The organism is Mesorhizobium sp. M0761, from assembly GCF_040320205.1.
Lineage (GTDB): Bacteria > Pseudomonadota > Alphaproteobacteria > Rhizobiales > Rhizobiaceae > Mesorhizobium.
In genome coordinates this window covers 34,356-55,066 of sequence record NZ_JAMYPF010000025.1, presented here as the reverse complement: position 1 = coordinate 55,066, position 20,711 = coordinate 34,356, and the positions used below count along the sequence as shown (strand labels likewise).

18 protein-coding genes are annotated in these 20,711 nt (G+C 61.7%); 12 read left to right on the top strand and 6 right to left on the bottom strand.

What is annotated here, in order from left to right:
- Positions 1-20: 20 nt before the first annotated feature.
- The 3 genes from NKI32_RS28480 to ggt all read left to right on the top strand — a co-directional run bounded on the left by NKI32_RS28480 (position 21) and on the right by ggt (position 5,403).
- Entirely contained in the window at positions 21-2,123 is a 2,103-nt protein-coding gene (locus tag NKI32_RS28480; RefSeq protein ID WP_353004702.1) for a bifunctional rhamnulose-1-phosphate aldolase/short-chain dehydrogenase, read from the top strand.
- A gap of 107 nt (positions 2,124-2,230) precedes the next feature.
- A complete protein-coding gene (gene rhaI / locus NKI32_RS28475; protein ID WP_353004699.1) occupies positions 2,231-3,523 on the top strand; it encodes an L-rhamnose catabolism isomerase in 1,293 nt (430 codons plus the stop codon).
- A gap of 140 nt (positions 3,524-3,663) precedes the next feature.
- Positions 3,664-5,403: a gamma-glutamyltransferase gene (gene ggt / locus NKI32_RS28470; RefSeq protein ID WP_023821568.1), complete on the top strand. Its 1,740-nt coding sequence runs from the start codon at positions 3,664-3,666 to the stop codon at positions 5,401-5,403.
- A gap of 17 nt (positions 5,404-5,420) precedes the next feature.
- Here ggt and NKI32_RS28465 read toward each other — a convergent pair whose 3' ends face one another.
- The 3 genes from NKI32_RS28465 to NKI32_RS28455 all read right to left on the bottom strand — a co-directional run bounded on the left by NKI32_RS28465 (position 5,421) and on the right by NKI32_RS28455 (position 9,158).
- On the bottom strand, positions 5,421-5,768 hold the full coding sequence (locus NKI32_RS28465; RefSeq protein ID WP_032885862.1) for a hypothetical protein: 348 nt from the start codon (positions 5,766-5,768) through the stop codon (positions 5,421-5,423).
- A gap of 184 nt (positions 5,769-5,952) precedes the next feature.
- Positions 5,953-7,302: a sigma-54-dependent transcriptional regulator gene (locus NKI32_RS28460; RefSeq protein WP_353004697.1), complete on the bottom strand. Its 1,350-nt coding sequence runs from the start codon at positions 7,300-7,302 to the stop codon at positions 5,953-5,955.
- On the bottom strand, positions 7,299-9,158 hold the full coding sequence (locus NKI32_RS28455) for a sensor histidine kinase (RefSeq protein WP_353004695.1): 1,860 nt from the start codon (positions 9,156-9,158) through the stop codon (positions 7,299-7,301). Before NKI32_RS28455 ends, NKI32_RS28460 begins: the two co-directional genes overlap by 4 nt.
- A gap of 230 nt (positions 9,159-9,388) precedes the next feature.
- On the opposite strand from NKI32_RS28455, the gene NKI32_RS28450 reads away from it, so the two are divergent.
- A complete protein-coding gene (locus NKI32_RS28450) occupies positions 9,389-10,723 on the top strand; it encodes a dicarboxylate/amino acid:cation symporter (protein ID WP_502898009.1) in 1,335 nt (444 codons plus the stop codon).
- Positions 10,724-10,858: 135 nt separating this feature from the next.
- On the top strand, positions 10,859-11,440 hold the full coding sequence (locus tag NKI32_RS28445) for a histidine phosphatase family protein (RefSeq protein ID WP_353004691.1): 582 nt from the start codon (positions 10,859-10,861) through the stop codon (positions 11,438-11,440).
- Positions 11,441-11,461: 21 nt separating this feature from the next.
- On the opposite strand, the gene NKI32_RS28440 is transcribed toward NKI32_RS28445, so the two are convergent.
- Entirely contained in the window at positions 11,462-12,214 is a 753-nt protein-coding gene (locus tag NKI32_RS28440; RefSeq protein ID WP_353004689.1) for a pseudouridine synthase, read from the bottom strand.
- 149 nt (positions 12,215-12,363) lie between these two features.
- On the opposite strand from NKI32_RS28440, the gene NKI32_RS28435 reads away from it, so the two are divergent.
- Positions 12,364-12,525, top strand: coding sequence for a hypothetical protein (locus NKI32_RS28435; protein WP_023669672.1), 162 nt, complete (start codon positions 12,364-12,366; stop codon positions 12,523-12,525).
- A gap of 28 nt (positions 12,526-12,553) precedes the next feature.
- Positions 12,554-12,763 (top strand): DUF768 domain-containing protein, encoded by a 210-nt coding sequence (locus tag NKI32_RS28430; protein WP_023669673.1) that lies wholly within the window; start codon positions 12,554-12,556, stop codon positions 12,761-12,763.
- Positions 12,764-12,852: 89 nt separating this feature from the next.
- Here NKI32_RS28430 and NKI32_RS28425 read toward each other — a convergent pair whose 3' ends face one another.
- Entirely contained in the window at positions 12,853-13,311 is a 459-nt protein-coding gene (locus NKI32_RS28425; protein WP_023669674.1) for a hypothetical protein, read from the bottom strand.
- A 497-nt stretch (positions 13,312-13,808) separates the two neighbouring features.
- On the opposite strand from NKI32_RS28425, the gene NKI32_RS28420 reads away from it, so the two are divergent.
- Positions 13,809-14,066 (top strand): DUF982 domain-containing protein, encoded by a 258-nt coding sequence (locus NKI32_RS28420; RefSeq protein WP_023703408.1) that lies wholly within the window; start codon positions 13,809-13,811, stop codon positions 14,064-14,066.
- A gap of 70 nt (positions 14,067-14,136) precedes the next feature.
- Here NKI32_RS28420 and NKI32_RS28415 read toward each other — a convergent pair whose 3' ends face one another.
- Positions 14,137-15,276 carry a glycoside hydrolase family 25 protein gene (locus NKI32_RS28415; RefSeq protein ID WP_023687388.1) on the bottom strand — a complete coding sequence of 380 codons (1,140 nt, stop codon included), beginning with the start codon at positions 15,274-15,276 and terminating at the stop codon, positions 14,137-14,139.
- Between the two features lie 360 nt (positions 15,277-15,636).
- Here NKI32_RS28415 and NKI32_RS28410 point away from each other — a divergent pair, with 360 nt between their 5' ends.
- The 4 genes from NKI32_RS28410 to NKI32_RS28395 all read left to right on the top strand — a co-directional run bounded on the left by NKI32_RS28410 (position 15,637) and on the right by NKI32_RS28395 (position 20,506).
- Positions 15,637-16,080 carry a hypothetical protein gene (locus NKI32_RS28410; RefSeq protein WP_353004687.1) on the top strand — a complete coding sequence of 148 codons (444 nt, stop codon included), beginning with the start codon at positions 15,637-15,639 and terminating at the stop codon, positions 16,078-16,080.
- Positions 16,081-16,089: 9 nt separating this feature from the next.
- Positions 16,090-16,722 (top strand): DUF3616 domain-containing protein, encoded by a 633-nt coding sequence (locus tag NKI32_RS28405; protein ID WP_352597382.1) that lies wholly within the window; start codon positions 16,090-16,092, stop codon positions 16,720-16,722.
- Between the two features lie 671 nt (positions 16,723-17,393).
- Positions 17,394-17,702 carry a hypothetical protein gene (locus NKI32_RS28400; protein ID WP_353004684.1) on the top strand — a complete coding sequence of 103 codons (309 nt, stop codon included), beginning with the start codon at positions 17,394-17,396 and terminating at the stop codon, positions 17,700-17,702.
- A gap of 1,094 nt (positions 17,703-18,796) precedes the next feature.
- Positions 18,797-20,506 carry a DUF927 domain-containing protein gene (locus NKI32_RS28395; protein WP_353004682.1) on the top strand — a complete coding sequence of 570 codons (1,710 nt, stop codon included), beginning with the start codon at positions 18,797-18,799 and terminating at the stop codon, positions 20,504-20,506.
- Positions 20,507-20,711 lie beyond the last annotated feature (205 nt).

The following is a 20,711-nucleotide window of genomic DNA, read 5'->3' as shown; positions in this document are numbered from 1 at the left end:
GCGTCCCAGGGAGGATAATCATGCTCGACAAGCGCTCCGGCTCGCGCCTTGCCAACCTTTGGGACGATGCTAAAGCCAAGGGGCTGAGCGAGCCTGAGCTTCTGGTCTATCGCTCCAACACGCTCGGCTCCGACAAGCGTGTCACCAATTATGGCGGCGGCAACACCTCGTCCAAGATCCGGCAGAAGGACCCGCTCTCCGGCGCCGAAGTCGAAGTGCTATGGGTCAAGGGCTCGGGCGGCGACAGCGCCTCGATCAAGCTGGACGGTTTCGCCACGCTTTACATGGACAAACTGCAGGCGCTGAAAGGCCTTTATCGCGGCGTCGCGCATGAGGACGAGATGGTGGGCTATCTTCCCCACTGCACCTTCAATCTCAACCCGCGCGCGGCCTCGATCGACACGCCGCTGCACGCCTATGTGCCGAAGCCGTTCGTCGATCACATGCATCCCGATGCCATTATCGCGATTGCCGCGGCCAAGGGTTCCAAGGCGTTGACCAAGGAGATCTTCGGTGACGCCATCGGCTGGCTGCCGTGGAAGCGGCCGGGCTTCGAACTTGGCCTCTGGCTGGAGAAATTCTGCGTCGAACACCCCGAGGCCAAGGGCGTCATCCTCGAAAGCCACGGCTTGTTCACCTGGGGCGACACACCCAAGGAGTGCTATGAGACGACGATCTCGGTCATCAACCAGGCGATCGAGTGGTTCGAGCGCCGCTCCGAGGGTCTCGCCATCTTCGGCGGCGAAGTCGTCAAATCGCTCGACGCCGCTGAGCGCCGCGCCATCGCGGCGAGACTGATGCCGAGGATTCGCGGCCTGATTTCGGAGAAGAGCCACAAGCTCGGCCATTTCGACGATTCCGCCGCCGTGCTCGAATTCGTCAACTCCAGGGATTTGCGCCCGCTGGCGGCGCTCGGCACTTCATGCCCGGATCATTTCCTGCGCACAAAAATTCGCCCGCTGGTTATCGAGTTCGACCCAGCGAAGCCCGACGTCGAAGCCGTTATCGCCCGACTCGCCGACGATATTGCTGAGTACCGTGTCGGCTACCAGGCCTATTACGACAGCTGCAAGCATCCGGACTCGCCCCCGATCCGTGACCCCAACGCCGTGGTCTACCTGATGCCCGGCGTCGGCATGTTCACCTTCGCCGGCGACAAGGCGACGGCGCGCATCTCGGGCGAGTTCTACGTCAATGCCATCAACGTCATGCGCGGCGCCTCGACCGTCTCGTCCTATGTCGGCCTGCCGGCGCAGGAAGCCTTCGACATCGAATACTGGCTGCTCGAGGATCTGAAGCTGCAGCGCATGCCGAAGCCGAAGTCGCTCGCGGGCCAGATCGCGCTGGTCACCGGCGGCGCCGGCGGCATCGGCCGCGCCACCGCCAGCCGACTGCTGCGCGAAGGCGCCTGCGTCGTGCTGGCCGATATCGACGAGGCCGCACTTGCCAGCGCCAATGACGAACTGGCGAAAGCCTATGGCAAGGACTTCGTCCGGCCGGTGCTGATCAACGTCACCGCGGAGGAGCAGGTGATTTCCGGCTTCGCCCAGACAGCCGTCGAGTTCGGCGGCATTGATATTCTCGTCTCCAACGCAGGCCTCGCCTCCTCGGCGCCGATCGAGGAGACGACGCTGGCGCTGTGGAACAAGAACTTGGACATATTGTCGACCGGCTATTTCCTGGTCTCGCGCGAAGCCTTCCGGCTGTTCCGCGCCCAGAAGATCGGCGGCAATGTCGTCTTCGTTGCCTCCAAGAACGGTCTTGCGGCGTCGCCCAACGCCGCCGCCTATTGCACCGCCAAGGCCGCCGAAATCCATCTCGCTCGCTGCCTGGCGCTGGAAGGCGCCGAAGCCCAGATCCGGGTCAATGTCGTCAATCCGGACGCCGTGCTGCGCGGCTCGAAAATCTGGACCGGCGAGTGGAAGGAACAGCGCGCCGCCGCCTACAAGATGTCGACCGACGATCTGGAAGAACACTACCGCTCGCGCTCGATGCTGAAGCGCTCGGTGTTTCCCGAAGACATTGCCGAAGCGATTTATTTCTTCGCCTCCGACATGTCGGCCAAATCCACCGGTAACATCATCAACGTCGACGCCGGCAACGCGCAGAGCTTTACGCGCTGAGTTAAGAGCGGAGCGCTTCTCTTCTCCCCGTCACTATAAGGGGAGAAGGTGGCCCGAAGGGCCGGATGAGGGGCAGCGCTGACTGAACGCATTGGGAGGAATAGCACTTGTCCGAAACCATCATCGCCGCCGATCTCGTCTCCAGCCACAACGCCCAGCGCAAACCCGACCTCGAGCGCGACTACGCCTCTCTCGGCGAACGCCTCGACCGCCGCGGCATCGCCATCGATGCCATCCGCGACAAGGTCGAGAAATTCGCCGTCGCCATTCCGTCCTGGGGCGTCGGCACAGGCGGCACGCGGTTTGCCCGTTTTCCCGGCGCCGGCGAGCCGCGCGACATTTTCGACAAGATCGAGGACTGCGCCGTCATCAGCCAACTGACGCAGGCGACGCCGACCGTCTCGCTGCATATACCGTGGGACAAGACCGATCCGAACCGGCTGAGGCAGGCGGCCTCGCGCTTCGGCCTCGGCTTCGACGCCATGAATTCCAACACCTTCTCGGATGCCAGGGACCAAAAACTGTCCTACAAGTTCGGGTCGCTGTCGCATGCCGATGCCGGCACGCGCCGGCAGGCAGTCGAGCACAATCTGGAATGCATCGAGATCGGCAAGACGCTTGGTTCCAAAGCGCTGACGGTGTGGATAGGCGACGGCTCGAATTTCCCCGGCCAGGTCAATTTCGCCAAAGTCTTCGAGCGCTATCTCGACGCGATGAAGGAGATCTATGCCGGACTGCCCGCCGACTGGAAGCTGTTCACCGAACACAAAATGTACGAGCCGGCTTTCTACTCCACGGTCGTGCAGGACTGGGGAACCAATTACATGATCGCCAAGGAGCTGGGCGACAAGGCGTTCTGCCTGGTCGACCTCGGCCACCATGCGCCCAATGTCAACATCGAGATGATCGTATCGCGGCTGATCCAATTCAAAAAGCTCGGCGGCTTCCACTTCAACGATTCCAAATATGGCGACGACGACCTCGATGCCGGCTCGATCGATCCCTACCGGCTGTTCCTGGTCTTCAACGAACTGGTCGATGCCGAACTGTCGGGCGCGGAAGGGTTCGACCCCGCCCACATGCTCGACCAGAGCCACAACGTCACCGACCCGATCGAAAGCCTGATGCTGTCGGCAGTCGAGGTGCAGCGCGCCTATGCGCAGGCGCTGCTGGTCGACCGCAAGGCGCTCGAGGGTTTCCAAGACGGCAATGATGCGCTGATGGCGACGCAGACGCTGAAAGCTGCCTACCGCACCGATGTCGAGCCGATCCTGGCCATGGCGCGGCTGAACACAGGCGGCGCCATCGATCCAGTCGCCGCATATCGCGCGGCGGGCTACCGGGCGAAGGTCGCGGCGGAACGGCCGGCGGTTGTGGCCGGTTCAGGCGGGATTGTTTGAGATTGGCTAATCTCCACCACAGGGGGGAGATCAGCTTGCCTCCGCCAGCAGGCGAACACCAATATATGTTCGCTCATATTGATGATGGACTCGGCCGCTCCATGTAGGTCTTCTAGCCACACTGCACTTGGAGCACCGCCATGCCCTTGACCCGCCGGACGCTGATTGGCGTCACCCTTTCGCTCGCAATTGCGCTCGCGCCATCCGGCGCGCTCCATGCCGCATCGCCTCAACCTGCGAAGGGCGAGCACGGCATGGTCGTCACCGCCCAGCATCTGGCGTCGGAAGCCGGCGTCGAGGTGCTGAAGAAGGGCGGCAATGCCGTCGATGCGGCGGTCGCCGTCGGCTATGCGCTCGCCGTCGTCTACCCTAATGCCGGCAATATCGGCGGTGGCGGGTTCATGACCATCCGCTTCAAGGACGGCAAATCGACCTTCCTCGATTTCCGCGAGCGCGCGCCGCTGGCGGCAACCAAGACCATGTATCTCGACAAGGACGGCAATCCGGTGAAGGGCGCCAGCCTTGATGGCTACCTTGCGGTCGGCGTACCGGGTTCCGTGGCAGGGTTCGAGATGGCTCGTGAAAAATATGGCACGCTGCCACGCCAGGATTTGATGGCGCCGGCAATTGCCTATGCCAAGGATGGCTTCATCCTCGACCAGGGCGACGCTGCTTCATTCGCAAGCAATGCCGCACGGCTGGCGAAGGACCCTGCCGCCGCCGCCATCTTCCTGAAGCCTGACGGCAAACCCTATGGCGCCGGCGAGCGTCTCCTCCAGCCCGATCTTGCAGCCTCGCTCGCCGCCATCTCCGAAAAGGGCGCCGACGCCTTCTACAAAGGCGCCATCGCCGACGCCATCGTCAAGGCGAGCGGCGCCAGGGGCGGCATTCTGGCCAAGGCAGACTTCGAGCAATATAAGGTACGCGAGCTGCAACCGGTGAGCTGCACCTATCGCGGCTATGAGATCACGTCCTCGCCGCCGCCAAGCTCCGGCGGCGTCATCATCTGCGAAATCCTCAACGTGCTGGAGGGCTACCCGCTGTCCTATCTTGGCGCCGGCTCGGCCGAGACGGTGCATGTCATGGTCGAGGCGATGCGTTACGCCTATGTGGACCGCAACTCGGCGCTCGGCGATCCCGATTTCGTCGACAATCCGGTCTCGAAACTGCTCGACAAGGGTTACGCCAAGGAGATCCGCGACAAGATCGACCCGTTCCGCGCCGGCGTCTCGCAGGATTTGATGCCGAAGGGCTTCGGCGAGTCGAAGGAAACGACGCACTATTCGATCATCGACGATGACGGCAATGCGGTCGCGGTCACTTATACGCTGAACGGCTCGTTCGGCGCCGGCGTGGTCGCGGACGGCACCGGCATCCTGCTCAACAACGAGATGGATGATTTCACCCAGAAGCCTGGCGTGCCCAACCTCTACGGTCTCGTGCAGGGAGAGGCCAATGCTATCCAGCCGAAGAAGACGCCGCTGTCATCGATGAGCCCGACCATCGTCGCCAAGGACGGCAAGCCGTTCATGGTTATCGGCAGCCCCGGCGGCTCGCGCATCATCACCATCACGCTGGAAGCCATCGTCAACGTCATCGACCACGGCATGAACATCCAGGAGGCGATCGACGCATCGCGCATCCACCATCAATGGCTGCCCGACACGATCTATGTCGAACCCTTCGGCCTGTCGCCCGACACTGAAAAACTGCTGGCCGGCATGGGCTACCACCTCGATCTCGCGGATTCTACCTGGGGTCAGGCGGCCGGCATTCTTGTCGGCGGCAAGAGCCTGGCGGAAATCGAGAAGGGCGGCGGCGCCCGCTACAACGGCGCCATCGACAGCCGCGCCGCATCCGGCGAGGCGATTGGCTACTGATCAAAACAAGAGATTGATCAGAGGACGAGCGTAAGCGTCGACCCGACGAGCATCAGCGCCGCGATCACGACGAACGCCGCGTAGATGCGGGGACGGTCGAGGAGCAGCGCATTGCCCGATATCCAGGCCGCGGTTGCGCCGCCAAGCGCAAACAGGAAGCCGTTCCGGTGACCAAAGGTCATGGAAGCGGCCATCAGCCCGCCAATGATCAGCGCGCCGAAGACGATGATCACGGCAACGGCGTATTTCTCGAAGTCGTTGCCGCCGCCCATGGCCGGGCCGATCGCGTTCAAATTCGTCAGATCGTCCGGATCGAACGGGTTGGTCGATCCATATTCATCTTGACCGACAGGTTCTCGCATCATTCATTCTCCGCTGACCGGCAACAAATCATCAACATCTGCCGAGCGCAACCGGATCGCGCCGTGCCGAAGGCCGCCGATGCGGTCTTCAACACTTTCTGATGCCGACTTGCCACGGTTTTTTTGCGCCGGTTCACAAAATCTACCCTGCTTTCGGGTCCACACGCCTGAATACCTGGAAAATGAATTACCTGGAAAAATCGCTGCGCACGATGCGGTGCCGCTGCAGCTTGTCGTAGAAGGTCTTGCGCGGAATGCCGAGCGCTTCAATCGTGCGCCGGACATCGCCGTCATTGCGGCCAAGCGCCTCGCGGATGACATTGGCTTCATAGCGTTCCAGCCGTTCCGGCAGTGAGCTGGCGTCATCCGGCTCCGCCGGGGCGGAAGGTGGCGCTTGCGCCGCTTCCTCGAGTCCCAGCACGAAACGCTCGGCGAAATGCGCGAGTTCACGCACGTTGCCCGGCCAGTCGTGCTGGCTCAGATGGCGGTGCACTGAGGCAGGCACGGCTGGCATTTGCCGGCGGAAGCGGGCGGCTGCACGCTCTGCGAAGTAGAAGAACAGCAGGGCGACGTCGTCGCGGCGTTCGCGCAGCGGCGGGATCGAGATCGTCACCACATTGAGCCGGTAGTAGAGATCCTCGCGGAAGGCGCCGCGCCGGCTGGCATCGCCGAGATCGACCTTGGCGGCGGCGACGACGCGCAGGTCGACCGGCCGGATTTCATTGGTGCCGAGCGGCGTCACCTCGCGCATTTCCAGCACCCGCAGCATCTGCACCTGGGTCGAGGCCGGCATGCTTTCGATCTCGTCGAGAAACAGCGTGCCGCCGCTCGAATGCTCGATGCGGCCGATGCGCTTCTTCTGTGCGCCGGTGAAGGCGCCGGCCTCATGGCCGAACAGTTCGCTTTCGATCACCGTATCCGGCAGCGTGCCGCAATTCAGCGCCACGAAATTGCCCTTGGCGCGGCGGCTCCAGCGGTGCAGCAGGCTCGCCACCACCTCCTTGCCGGAGCCGGTCTCGCCAGTCACCAGCACGTCGACATCGGTGTCGGCGATCTGCCGCAGCGTGCGGCGCAGCCGCTCCATCGCCGGCGTCTGGCCGATCAGCGGCAGGCCGTCCTGCGCCTGTTCGGCGCTTTCGCGCAGCGCGCGGTTCTCCATCACCAGTCGGCGTTTTTCCGCCGCCCGCGCCACACTTTGCGCCAGCCGGTCGGCGGCGAACGGCTTGGTGATGAAGTCGTAGGCGCCGTCCTTGATCGCCTTGACCGCAACCGCGATGTCGCCATGCCCGGTGACCAGAATGACCGGAATGTCGGCATCAAGCTGCAAGACGCGGTCGAAGAGCTGCAGGCCGTCAATGCCGGGCATGCGGATGTCGGACACCACCACGCCGGGAAAATTGGCGTCGAGCCCGGCCAGCGCCTCGGCCGCCACCGCAAAGGCCGAGACGGAAAAACCAGCGAGTTCCAGCGTCTGCCGAGTGGCCCTCAACAATTCGCTGTCGTCGTCGATCAATACGACCGGTGCGGTGTCCATCATGCTGCCCTGGCGAGGTGAATGGTAAAGCGCGTGCCGGCCTGGCCGCTCACCACCTCGATGCGTCCGCCATAGTCGGCGACGATGTCCTGCGAGATGACGAGGCCGAGCCCGAGGCCCTTTTCCTTCGAGGTGTTGAACGGCGTGAACAATGAGTTGAGGATGGCAGGCGAAATGCCCGGCCCATTGTCGGCGACGGCAAGAGCCACGCCGTCGGCCGTCTCCTGCGCCGACACCTGCACCCTGGCGCCGTCGCGACCGTCCAGCGCTTCCAGCGCATTCTGGAACAGGTTGATCAGTACCTGTTCGAGCCGCAGCCGGTTGCCCATCACCTTGAGCGTTACCGGCGGCAGCGTGATATCGAGCGCGTCCAGCCGGCCGGCAAAGCGGCTTCTGAGCAGCACCACGGCGCCCTCGATGACGCCGCGCAGTTCGACCGGTTCGGCTGCCGTGCGCCCCTTGCGGGCAAAGACCTTCAACTCTTCGGTGATGCCGCCGATGCGCTCGGTCAGCGCGGCAATCGCTCCAAGGTTCTCCTCGGCCGAGGCGGTCTGCTTGCGCTCCAGGAACACACGCGCATTGTCGGCATAGGCGCGGATGGTCGCCACCGGCTGGTTGATCTCATGCGCGACGCCGGCGGCAACCTGGCCGAGGGTAGCAAGACGGTTGGCCTGCACCAGTTCCTGCTGCATGACCTGAAGCTTGGCTTCGGTGCTGCGGTGATCGGTGATCTCGGCCTGCAGCCGGTCGCGAGCCAGGCTGAGGTCATGCGTACGCTCGACGACGCGGCGCTCGAGCTCGATGCGCGCTGCCTGTTCGGCGGCGATGCGCATCTGCGCCGACTGACGGCGCCACAGGAGATAGCCGGCCAGCGCCAGCAACGGCACCACGACGCCCAGCGCCAGCAGCCGCATCTCACGCACCGCAGCCGCGATCGGCGCTTCGACCGGCACGAGATAATCGAGCCGCCATGGCGTCGATTGGACCAGTGTCGAAAGCCTGAGATATTCGGCATCGCTGCCGCCCGGTGTTATCGCATGCACCATCGACACGTCAGGGCTCAATGCCTCGGGGCGTGTGATCGGCAAGGGGATCAGCGGCGCGTTGCCGAATTGCTGGCTGCTCCGGATGGCGGCAGCCACCGGGCCGGTCAGCGGCGCGGTGGTCATGAAGCGCCAGGACGGCACGCTGGTGATCAGCACGACGCCGTGGTCGTCGCTGACATAGGCCGGCCGGTTGGCCTCATGCCAGTCGGCTTCAAGCTGGTCGAATTCCATCTTGACGACGACGACGCCGAGCGGTGCCGCCGCATTGCCGACGCGACGCGAAATATAGAGGCCCGGGCGCTTGCTGATGTTGCCCAGCGCAAAATATTCGGCCGTTCCCGATTGCATGGCGCCGGAGAAATAGGCGCGGAAACCATAGTCGTTGCCGACGAAGCTGGTTGTTTCGCGCCAGTTGCTGGAGGCGATCGCAAACCCGTCGACGCCGGTGACGTAAAGCACCGAAGCCTTGGTGCCGGAGACCAGCCCTTCGAGCTTGCGGTTGAGCACGTCGATCGTGACAGCGCCCTTGTTCTGCAGGGCGTCATGCACCTGCTGGTCCTCGGACAAGAGCAGCGGCAGCGCCCGCGGGCTTTCCAGCACGGCGCGCAGCAACGCAACCTTCAGATTGGCATCGGTGCGGCCTTGCGCCGCCAGTGCCGCGACCTCGGCGCGGCGCGCGTAGAGGCCGGCGCCGGTGAGCGCCGTGGCAACGATCACCAGCGCGATCGCCGCAAACAGCAGCCAGGCGCGACGCGCGCATTTGCCGAGTTGCTCGGGCGTCGGCGACAGGACCGCGGCAGGGCGTTGCAGCATTCCCTATTTGTGCATGATTTCGCACAAAGCACAATTCAGTCATGCGGATGTCCGCACTTGCGTTGAGCGGCAGCAGCCTCGATCGGACGAATACCCAACAAAATCAATGGCTGCGGTATGCCGCACAGTCTGGCACGGCAGTTGCAGTGACCAATACAGCAGTCGCAAGGCTGCGGAAAACAACTGCCCCGGGAGGTCGAGCTTTCGATCGGGGCGCCATGGAGGACGTCATGCAGCCAGCATTCGCTGCCGCCGAACCGCGCGGCAAGCTACCCTTTTACCGTCATCTCTACGTGCAGGTCCTGACGGCGATCGCCGCCGGCGTGCTGCTTGGTCATTTCTATCCCGAACTCGGTGCTTCGCTGAAGCCGCTCGGAGACGCCTTCATCAAGCTGGTCAAGATGGTGATCGCGCCGGTCATCTTCCTGACGGTGACGACCGGCATTGCCGGCGTTTCCGACCTGAAAAAAGTCGGCCGCGTCGCCGGCAAGGCGATCATCTACTTCCTGGTGTTTTCGACGCTGGCGCTGGTCGTCGGTCTGGTCGTCTCCAACGTCGTCCAACCGGGCGCCGGCATGCACATCAATGCGGCGACGCTCGATCCCTCGAAGGTCGCCACCTTCACCGAGAAGGCGCATGACACGACCATCGTCGGCTTCCTGCTCAACATCATCCCCGACACCATTACCGGCGCCTTCGCGCAAGGCGACATCCTGCAGGTGCTGTTCTTCTCGGTGCTGTTCGGCATCTCCCTCGCTCTGGTCGGCGAGCGCGGCCGCCCGGTCGTCGATTTCCTGCAGGCGCTGACCTCGCCTATCTTCCGCCTGGTCGCCATCCTGATGAAGGCCGCCCCCATCGGCGCCTTCGGCGCCATGGCCTTCACCGTCGGTAAATACGGCATCGGCGCGATTGCCAACCTCGCCTTTCTGATCGGCACCTTCTACCTGACGTCGCTGCTCTTCGTGCTGGTCGTGCTCGGCGCTGTCGCTTGGTACAACGGCTTCTCGATCCTCGCCTTGATCCGCTACATCAAGGAAGAGCTGCTGCTGGTGCTCGGCACCTCGTCCTCGGAAGCCGCTCTTCCCGGCCTGATGGCCAAGATGGAGCGCGCCGGCTGCAACCGCTCGGTGGTCGGCCTGGTCATCCCGACCGGCTATTCCTTCAACCTCGACGGCACCAACATCTACATGACGCTGGCGGCGCTGTTCATCGCCCAGGCGACCGATACGCCGCTCACCTATGGCGACCAGATCCTGCTGCTGCTCGTCGCCATGCTGAGCTCCAAGGGTGCCGCCGGCATCACCGGCGCCGGCTTTATCACGCTGGCCGCCACGCTCTCGGTGGTGCCTACTGTGCCGGTCGCCGGCATGGCACTGATCCTCGGCGTCGACCGCTTCATGTCGGAATGCCGGGCGCTGACCAACTTCGTCGGCAATGCAGTGGCGACGATCGTCGTGGCGCGCTGGGAAGGCGAACTCGACCAGACCAAGTTCGCCGCCGCCATGGCCGGCACATTGTCCGAGGAAGCCGACCTGGCGCTGTCGGGCGATCTGCAGCCCGCCTGACCGCTCCGGGCACTGACGTTTGAGCACAAGGCCGCAGCCGATTCGGTTGCGGCCTTTCCTTTTCCGCCTGCACGCGGCTGGCGCTGGCCGGGCCCTCCCGGGTAGGGTGCGGACGTAAAACCGAAAGGCCGGCCCATGAGCAATCCGTACCCCGAAATCTACCTCGTCCGTCACGGCGAGACGGAGTGGAGCGCTTCGGGAAAACACACCGGCCGCACCGACATACCGTTGACGCCAAAGGGCGAGGCGGCGGCTCGCGGCGTGGCGGACAGGCTCAAGGATCTGTCCTTCCAGGCGGTGTGGTCGAGCCCGTCGCAGCGCGCCTTCAGCACCTGCACGCTTGCCGGTTTCGGCGCTGCTGCCGTGAAGAAGCCGGACCTGCAGGAATGGGATTACGGCGCCTACGAAGGCGTAAAGACCAAGGAGATTCTTGTGCAGCGCCCCGGCTGGCAGTTGTTCCGTGATGGCTGTCCCGACGGCGAGTCGGCGGCGGATGTCGGCGCCAGGGCCGACAGGATCATCGCCGGGCTGCGGGCAATCGAGGGCAATGTGCTGGTGTTTTCGAGCTCGCATTTCCTGCGCGTGCTGGCCGCGCGCTGGCTCGGTCTGCCACCCGAAGGCGGTGCGCACTTCGTGCTTGATACCGCGAGCCTCAGCATCCTCGGCTATGAGCACGATCTGAGCGAGCCGGTGATACGCAGGTGGAACCAGAAGTAGGGTTTCGCGGCAAGCTGCCCCTTAACCCGCGAGTACCGCCAATTCCTCTGCCGTCAGATGCCGCGCCTTGCCCTTGGCGAGCTCGCCGAGCTGCAAACCGCCGATCGCCACCCTGACCAGCCTCAGCACCTCGACATCGAAGGCGCCGAGCAGGCGGCGGATTTGGCGGTTGCGGCCCTCGTCGAGCACGATTTCCAGCCAGGCAGTGCGGCCGCCGCTGCGCAGCAGTTCGATCGAACTTGCGGTCAGCAGTTCGCCGTCGACGATCGCTCCGTCGCGAAAGCGCGCCAGCATCGCTTCGTCGGGCGCGGTACCGATCTGCACATGATAGGTCTTGGCGACATGCGAGGCCGGATCGAGCAGGCCGTTGGCCCAGCGCGTGTCGTTGGTCATCAGCAACAGGCCTTCGCTGGCCTTGTCGAGGCGGCCGACCGGCGACACGAAAGGCAACTCCAGATCCACCAGGCAGTCATAGACGGTGCCACGATCCTGCGGGTCATCGCGCGTGGTGACCTGTCCGCGCGGCTTATTGATCATCAGGTAGACTTTTGCCTCGCCGACGATCTGCTCGCCGTCGACAGCGATGCGGTCGCGGCCGAGATCGACACGCAGCGACGGATCGCGCACCACCTTGCCGCCAACCCGCACGCGCCCTTCGGCTATCAGCAGCTCGGCCTGCTTGCGCGAACACAGGCCGAGTTTGGAAAGCGCCCGGTTCAGGCTAACGCCTGCCTTGGCGGCCTGGTGTCGGGCGATGTCTGGTGGCCGTGCCATTGTCCTGCTTGCCATCCCAATGATCGGCATCGACAAATGCCACGCCCCGCATTGGCTTCGCAACCTGCCGCGGCATCAACATCACGGGTCGCGGGAGCGGGGCTGTTCTCAAATACGATGTGTCAGGGGGTCGGGCTCAACAGCCCGCCATGGAACGCTGCCCCGCGACGGACGTTGTTGCCGACGAGCGATTTGTCGCGAAAGGCACCGCCATGAAGAAAATCTACCAAAAGCCGACGCTCGTGAAGCGAGGCAGGCTCACCAGCCTGACGGCTCAGATCGTCGCTTCTGGGGTCATTCTGGGGGAATGATCCCCCAGATAACGGAAGGGATAAATCGATGAGCGAGCGCGGCGTTGATTTCCTGCAGGGCTGGATCCACGAGCACCTGCCGGGCGAACTGCCTGCCGACAAGGCAACGGCTCGAACCCTAACCACGCGAGCTGCCCTGGATGCTCGGCATTTAGGCCTTGAGGTCAGCGAGATCGAAGAGGATCTCGGTCCGCTGGAACGGGTGATTTTCGAGGCGCTGGATCAGCCCGATATCTGAGCCCCCGATATGAGCCCATTGCAGGCGATATTGGCCCATCGCCATCCTGGCGGGGGCTTTTCCGTGATGGCATCCGTGGGTGCGCAGCCCTAGGCAGCCCGCGCAGCTGACGCTCCCCGTGCCGGCGGCAATTCGAACACAGTGGCGCCGTTCTCTCGGCCGCGTTCGACATAACCGATGACACGGAACCATTTGCCGACGTCGGCCCGCTGCAGCCAGCTGCGCGAGTGGATGGGAAGGTTGCCGGCCAGCGCCTGAATGTGGCGGATGTGGCGCCTGCAGAAGCGGACCGTCGCGGCGCTGAAGAAGCCCTCCTGCGCGGCAAACAGCGTGTCGGCGGCGTCGCTGTTCTCGTGCCAGGCGACGATCGCCACCGTCTTGTCGCCCTCGACCAGCGCGTGCGCTCGGCCTTCCTTCAAATTCATCATCAGATTGTCGTAGGCGACCTTGCTGTCCTTGCCGGCGGCCACATACTCGTCCGACATCCGCGTGGACAGATCACGGAAGACACTTTCGAGATCGCCGATCGTAGCTGCGCGTGCTCGCATTTCTCCTCCTGCAGCCCCGGCAGGCAGTTTGCCCTAGGTGGAGGGGATCACCAAGCAAAGCGAATCCGCCATTTGGCCGATGGGCGCAAAGTGATTTCATTGGGCGGCAAATGTTGGACGCCGCCATCTCCTATCGCGGCAAGCCTGTCATTCGCGTTGCGCCGGTTTTCGTATTTGCTTGACATTGGGCTGATGGAGGCGCGGGTTGCGCCGGGCGTTTGGGCCTCGGGGCATATTTCAATGAAAGAAGTATACGAAAAGCCGGTCCTGCACCGGAAGGGCAAACTTGCGGCGCATGTTGCTTCGCCTACGTCAGGTGGCGGCGGAACCATTGACGTTCCGCCATCCACTGACGAGACTTGATATAGACCTCCACTGAGCGCGAGACTTGCTGATCAACAGAAAGCCCGCTGGCTCAGGCTGGCGGGCTTCTTTCGTTTCTGGAACCATTTCAGTGCATGCCGAATTGACTCGCGATCGCGTTCGGGAGGGGAAGCATGCAAGACCAGCATGTCGATGAGCCGGTTCGCGTGGCGCTCGGCAGGTCCGGAAACACCATCTACAAGGTGGAGCGCGTGGCGCAGGCCGCCGACATCCTGATGAACCGCTGGCCCGCGAAGACGGGCCGCTATCACGTCGCCGCCCGCAAGGCCTGCCTCGGCGTTCTCGAAGGCCTGAAAGAGGCGCACTATGCCCGCGCTGCCTTCGTCAATGCGGCGATCGAGGCCGATATCCTCGTTGAACGCGACGCCTAGGCTTGAGCGGCCACCGCTCAAGTCAGTTCAAATCGTGCTGTGGGGCACAGGCCGTGGCTTCCCGGCCTACTCAATGATCGAGAGGCCACGCTGCCTGAAGTGCCGCAACGGTCCCCCCGTAGACATTTAGGTCCATGTCAGGGTCGGTCCCCGGTACTCGGTATGGGCAGGAAGCAGCAGAGCAGTTTATCTCGCTGGAGAATTGCCAGAGCGTGTAGCCGTGCCAAGGCCCTTCGGGGAAGTCGGTTACGTGCCGCTTGAAGCGTGCATACCAGAGCGGGACGCCGCCGAACTCGGTCGAGCCGTGCCAGTGGCGGGAGAGCTCTTTGGCGACGGAATGGTTCACATAGAGCAGCGGAAACCGTCCAGTCTCCGACTTCATCCTGCGAAGCGCGCTCTCGATCTGCACGAAAGTGACCTTGAACGTTCCATCCTGGCAGTCTGAGGACGTGGAAAGGCATTCCACATCAACGGCATGGGTCTCTGTCGTATCGTTTCCGACCACCTGGAGGTAGTTGCTGATCTGCCGGTCAACGTCGCTTTTTGTCAGGAGGTGGTATGAGCCCCATTTGAGACCGAGCGCCTTTGCCTCGCCTTTGCGGGTGGCATATGCGGAATCTCTGCCGAGCCCCTGCGTCGCCTTGTGAATAACCGCGGCGACGCGCCGGTCCGTCTTTACTTTGTCCCAGACGATGCCGTTGCCCTTGAACGGATCGAGCACGATTGCGTTCTGCGAATTTTCCCAAGGCGCTGAAAAAGGATCAGAAGTATCGGAAGGCGCCTCTTGCCGTGCAGCCTCCTCGCCATTGCCGGCCACGCAGGTACCCTTGGCGATGGCCCCGTCCGTCACCTCCACGAACTTACCGTCCGCTCCGGCGTAAAAAATTGTGAGGGCCGGCGTCTCGGTGGTGATTTCGCCCCCTTGCATCAAACCTTTCACATGAACGAGAGCGGCGAGGGCGCCGTCCAGTTCAACGAATGTGGCGTCAGAGGAAGTGCTGCCCTCTGCCTCAAGATCTTCGGGGTTTGATGCGACCATCTGGTAAGAATAGTTCGAATGCTCTGTGTTGATTTCGATAAGCCGGCTGCCATCGACGCCAGCCTGCCCCTCATAGGTACATTCGAGCGATTTCGCGGCACTCGGCGAATTCATGGCGATCGGGAAAAGCACCGACATTCCAAAAATCCACACGCGCACAATGCCTGACATGCCAGTGCCTCCATAAATACCAGAATTTGCCCAGCACAGTGCTACTGCGCCGCACGAAAATAGACAACGATCATTCAAAAGTGAGAAGCCGACAGGAGAAGGTTACTTTGATCTATTGTAAAAATCCAGTGGCTATTTCAGCGTCTTCGAAAATACCTGAATGCCATGGAAGGAATTGAGCGTGTATCGAGACAAAGACTTGAAGTGCGTCGCAGGATCCCGTTTAAATACGACGCGCTTCGGAAGAAGCTGTTCAAAACGGACAAAGCAAGTCAATCGTCTGCTCCACCCGTTCCCGACGGCTGTGCCGCATCGCGCGTTTGGCATGTTCTTGACGGGCCGGCGGATGGATTGAGCGCCATGACATGGTCGATTGACTCTCGCAAACTAAGCGCCTCGCTTGTGGCTGCGTGCCTGGCGGTTGGCTGGAGCGGAGCGGCGCTTGCGCAGGCTCCGCAACCTTGGACGATCCAGGGCAAGCTGACAGGCAAGCCGAAGAATCTCGAGGGATCGGAGAGCAAGAATTCCAAGGATGTGAGCGGCATTGCCTGCGCGACGGAAAGTGGCTTCCCGCGGCTTTGCCTCATTGCCGATGACGAGACGCAAGGGGCACAGATCATCATCCTGCAGGACGGTAAGCTGATCGCCGGGGATTTCGTGCGGCTGATCGACGACAGTTTCGTCGGCAAGCCTCTCGAACTGGACGCCGAGGGCGTGGCCTTCGCCGGCGGAGCCTTCTATGTCATAGGTTCACATGGCCGGCCGCGCCATGAATCCGGCGTCGACGCCGCCGCCGAGGTCTAGGCGAGGGTCATGGCGAGCAGTGAGATTTTCCGCATTCGCTTTGCGCCCGATTCGATCGATATGACGACCGGCAAGCTCATGGCCGAGCCGGAAAAGAGGCGATCGACGGAACTGCCGGCAATCGTGCGCGCCCAGCCCGAGCTCGCGCCCTTCGCCCAAAGCCCGCTTGAGGAAAACGGCCTCACCATAGAGGGCGTGGCGGTGCGCGACGGCGCCCTTTTGGCGGGGCTGCGCGGGCCGGTTCTGGAGGGCAACCGGGCCGTCATCCTGTCGGTGCCGCTCGGCATGCTGTTCGATCACGGGCCGGGCGGCGCGACCCTGCTGAAGCTGGAACTCGGAGTCGACGGCGAGGGACATGCGCGCGGCGTGCGCGATCTTCTCGCCTATCAGGGAAAGCTGCTCGTGCTCGCCGGTCCCGTCAACGACCCGCCCGAAGGCCAGCCCATCAAGCTCGGCGACTACTCAGTGTTCTCCGATGGCGATCAGGCCGATAAGCTTCTCGATCTCGAAGGCTATGGCGCCGAGATCAAGCCGGAAGCGCTGCTGCCGCTCGGCGAGACCGATGGCAGGCTGCGCGCGCTTCTGCTGTTCGATGGGCCGGCCGGCGGTCAGCCGACGCCGGTCGAGTTCGGACTGAAATAACCGGCGCTAATCGGCGCGGCGTTTCGGATGGCTGCAGGCGGAGTTCAACTCACTGGCGGCGCTGACACCGCGATGTGCAGCGCGGAGGCATTGCTCAGCTATGTGTCCGGAATGGACCCTAGGGTGATGGTGCCCAGAGGCGGAATGGGCAGAACGCTGAAAAAAGATAACAAAATCAATGGCAAAGAAAACGAGTTTGCTCGGCCTGTGTAGCACCTATGTGGGGCGTCGTCGAGACCGCGCTAACCCCATCTTTGTGGCTGCTAGCAAGGCTGGAGCCATAGGGCGCTCACGACAAGCCGCCGTGGGTCGCAGCTGGCCGGTCATGAACGCCTGAACCATTTCAGAATCGACATATTTTCTGTGTAGGCTCTTGTGCTCGGCCCAAGCTCTTCCCAAGTTCTACCATGTCGGCCATGCGGTGGGTCCGATGATGCTTTTTGGCATCCTAGTTTGGCCTTCCAAGGCTTAACTATTTAGAGACAGCGACTTTGCCCCTGAAATCGCGCGGGTAGTGGGGGGTAGAGTCAACGGCAAGCCTGAAAGGGTTGGCCTCCGGTTACCCGAACGGCCGTCTCGTCCTAGTCCAACTCAATCCATGAGTCGGGCTGCGGCGAGCGGCATATTTGCCAAAATCGCAAGCAGCCCGGCTCCAACGACGGAGCGTCCACATGGCTGAACCAACAAAATCCATGGACTACGCGATCCTCAACCTCATCGAGGTGTTGGAGCGAAAAGGCTTGCTCAAACTGAGCGCTCGCCGATATCAGACACCTTCGCCGCGATACCGGCCCGACGACCTTTTGCGCCCGCCTGCGGCTGCTGCTGTTTTGAGGACACCTGCGCGCTGGCGTGTCAGCGGTCTTGGTCCTCGGTACATCAAAATCAGCCGAACCGTCTCATCTCGGATTATGGACCCTCAAGAGTTCCTGCAGGGCAGCGAACGTACAAGAACACGTAATCGCGGAGAGCAATCATGATCTCTCCGTTAAGCTGGCCCCAGTTGCTTCCGCAATTTGAAAGACCTGACTGGTGCGCTGTTGACCGGCACAATACCGCAAATGCGTTCCGACGTCTTGGCTGGGACGAAGCTGCATCGCGAACATGCTCCGACGCTCGGCCCTGTCGGTCAGGCTTATGTGCTGTTTGCATCCGAAAGTTGCGGATAAAGCTGCTCGACTTCATTGATCGCCAACATCTCCATCGACTCCAGTGGCATTTCGCGACCGTTCGTGTCGGAGGCTGGAACATCGAAGCAGGAGATATGAAACCGTTCGGCCGTCTGCGCAATCACCTAATCATCAATAACCTTGTGGCGAGCCTGAGGCGAAAGCATATACCCGGCGTCCTCGTCTTCGGTTCCATCGAGACGGTATATCTGACGCTAGCCAACAAGCCGATGGGAAAGCCTTTTCATCTCCATCTGATGATTTCCGGCCTGCCCAGAGTTGTCATTGAACAGACAATCGAAAAGATCGTCGGCTTAGATGGGCATTACAACCGTCCCCAGCTTGTTAAGGCGGTCCGCCGGAGCAGGCGGGACTTCTTCCGGGTCTCGTCGTATGCGTTCAAGCAGCCTCTACAGAAGAAGTCCAGGATCTCGGAAGACGATGCGGGACAACGCCAATCGCCAAACGCTTCGGAGCGACGTGAATTGGTTTCCAACCTCGGGCTCCATCGATGGACTGAGCGCCTCATCTTAGTTGGAATAAGATGTGACGCTGGGACCTTCCGGCTAACAGCCGATCTGTCGGCGACAACGTGTAGAAGGTCGACTCAGGGTTCCGCTTCAATGGTAGCAAAGAAGCCACCGGCGAGCCCTAAGTTGTCCACGATCTTAGTGCCGGTCGAATCTGCCCCGAGGGAAAAACAGCAACACTGCGGCCCCGGTACAACACTGAAATGCGATCCTCATATAGGCCACCAGCCCCCTTGCCCAAACAGTGAGGCAGGTGAGGCAAGTGAGGCAGGTGAGCCAAAGCAATCTGCTTCACGGACTTCCAATTTGACGGCCGGTGCACTTGCCTCACCTGCCTCACCCCAAACCCACAACGCCCTGCGGAGGAGAAATCCATTGAGTGCACAATCGAAAATAGAGAACGCCAAGGATACGTCTGATTGGAATGTTTCCCGGTGGATTGACGGGGACTCTAAGCAGCACTTCATCGCATTGGCCTTCCTTAGCGCCAATGGCGAGAGAGAAGAGGTGATGTTGCCAATGGCAGCGATTGAATCACCGAAACAGATTTCCGCGGCGCTCAGAAATGCCGGAGCCGTCTTACCACTGGCATCTGGCGAAGGCGGGAATTTCATCCGCGGACTTGTCGCGCAAATTCCTGATCAGGCAGGTCTCTTGGCGGGTCGTTCTGGATGGCACGGCAACGATTTTCTGCTCGGCTCGGAACCTATTGGACGGAACTATTCCGGCCCTCTTTCTTGTTTCAACGACCAAGCGCCTACCAACATGCGCTTGAACTCCCGTGTTGCCTCGACCGCGCCCACTTTGAGCCAAAGGGGGACATTGGATACGTGGTTTAAGAATATTGCTGAACCCGCCACGGCCTCGACGGCGATATCCTTCGCAATAATGGTCGCGTTTGCTGCACCTCTGGCTCGCTTCGCCTCGCTAGACGAAGGTGCAATCTTCAATTTTTCTGGAAAAACATCGACAGGCAAGACAACCGGGTTACGTGCAGCGCTATCTATTTATTCAGCACCGAGAAAACTCACAGACTGGAACGTATCGCCGCGCGCGTTGGAGGAAAGCGCTGCGGCTTTTAGCGATCTGCCTTTTGTCATTGACGATCTCGAGAGACTTCGAAATGACGGTCGGCGTGTATCCGAATTTTTGAGTAAGCAACTCCACGTCATTACCGCTGGACGATCAGCGAGGAACTCCGACGTTGTTCGCGAGGGTTTGTCTCCGCTGGAATGGTCTGCCATGGCCTTGAGCACTTCACCTCGTACTCTGCGCGAACAGTTCGCGCGAGATCACAAAGAACCGACAGCTGGAGATGAAGCGCGATGGATTGATATCGCTGTTGATCCCATCAAGGGTGGGGTGTGGGACCGCTCTCCACCGATGTCATCGCCTGTTTCGCTTGCCCGTCGGTCCGAAGCGATCAAAGAGGCCACCGAGCATCATCATGGTGTGGTCGGAAAAAGGTGGCTCTCCAAGCTTGTTCGGCAACGCAATGTTCTACCGGCCGTCGTGACTCAAGGCATAGAAGAGTTCGTATCGGTATCGTTGCCTGAGGGTTCTGCAGAGGAGCGTCGTATAGCTCGAAAAATCGGCGCTGTTTATGCGGGCGGAATGTTGGCAGTCAAGACGGGCAACCTTCCGTGGTCGAAGGACCACCCCATGGCAGTGTGCTGCCGAGTACTGGACAACTACCTTAACAGTCGTCGGTCAGAGAGCGCTTCGCTGGATGCAATTCGAGCCGCGCTGGTCGGGAGAGTTCGTGATAGTTCAGTTATCCCGACCTATCAAATGGGGGTAGTCCCAGAGTTTGTGGACAACGCGCATTTCGTCGGGTTTCGTCGGGCAAACGACCGTAACGTGTTCCTTCGGAATGAATTCATCCAGCAGATGGCAGGTCCGCTTGCGCAACGTTTGCTGATCGATTTGCAGATGGCGGGGGCGACAAAGGCCGGTCAAGGTGGAAAAGCGACGGCGCAGGTTCGCGTTCGCGTAGGAGGCGGTTCAATCAAAGCTCGGCTACTCGTCTTCGATTTTGATTTGTTCGTTAGCACCCTCTCGCCCATGGGAGACCAGAAGATTTAGCGTTTCAAGGTGCGGCCGATCATAATCAAAGCTGCCACACCGATTTAGCTCGGCAGCTTGGGACTAGGCCTTAACGGCACAAGCGGAATCACGCACCGTGTCACAGGCGGGATACCATCGCGGTCGGTACTACGTGATTGATGCCAAGCTGGGACTGAATCTTAAGCCCGGGTTCGCGGGGCGAAAGCCTGACGTGGCCACCAAG